Below are 910 nucleotides of genomic sequence, written 5' to 3' on the forward strand. Positions count from 1 at the left end.
CCCCGACGCAGCCTGCAAGACTGTCTGGCGGAGGAACTTCGCCGACTTGACCCGGATGAGGTATTCGGCGAGGTCATCACCGACGGGCTCGCCCGCACAAATCTAAGGAGCGTACGAACCAGTGAACGCTGAACCGAAGGTTAGCATCCATCCCGACGCAACCCTGCTGGCCGCATCTGTCGCGGCGCGACTGGTCACGCGACTGGTCGACATCCAGAATGAACGCGGCACGGCGACGGTGGTCCTGACCGGCGGTTCATTGGGCACTGCGGCATTGCGTGCGGTTGCCCAGTCGCCGGCGCGCTCCGCCGTCGACTGGACCAAGGTTGACTTCTGGTGGGGGGATGAGCGGTTTCTCCCCGAGACAGACACAGACCGTAATGCCGTGCAGGCGCAGGAAGCCCTGCTGAACGACCTCAATGTTCCGCAGGACCGCATCCACGAGTTCGGGTCCAGTGATGATTTCGGTTCGCAGGACGAAGCTGCCGCGGACTACGCTTCCCGCCTGCAGGCCGCAGCGGATTCCGAAACCATTGAACTCAGGGATTCCCGCCTGCCCCGTTTCGACATCCTGCTGCTCGGTGTGGGACCGGATGCACATATTGCGTCGCTGTTCCCCGAAATGGCAGGCGTCAGAACAACTGATGTCACGGTGGTGGGCATTGCTGACGCCCCCAAGCCACCCCCACTCCGCATCAGCCTCACGCTCGAAGCAATCAACTCTGCTGAAGAAATCTGGTTGGCGGTGGGTGGCCAGGACAAGGCCGGCGCAGTGGGGCTGGCCCTGGCCGGAGCTGGTCCGGTTCAGGTCCCGGCGGCAGGAGCCCGGGGGCACAAGAAGACCCTGTGGCTGATCGATCAGGATGCCGCGGCGCAACTGCCGCACCGGTTGATCGGCAATGGCGAAGCA

Annotated in this window: 2 protein-coding genes; both read left to right on the forward strand. The window is 63.7% G+C overall.

The features are described 5' to 3' along the window. On the forward strand, positions 1-132 hold a 132-nt coding region (locus Y708_RS28940; RefSeq protein WP_173401497.1), incomplete at its 5' end, for an OpcA/G6PD domain-containing protein. Further along, on the forward strand, positions 122-910 hold a 789-nt coding region (gene pgl, locus Y708_RS0102980), incomplete at its 3' end, for a 6-phosphogluconolactonase (RefSeq protein WP_028278774.1). The genes Y708_RS28940 and pgl, both read left to right, overlap by 11 nt.

This window comes from Arthrobacter sp. H5, from assembly GCF_000520595.1.
Lineage (GTDB): Bacteria > Actinomycetota > Actinomycetes > Actinomycetales > Micrococcaceae > Arthrobacter_D.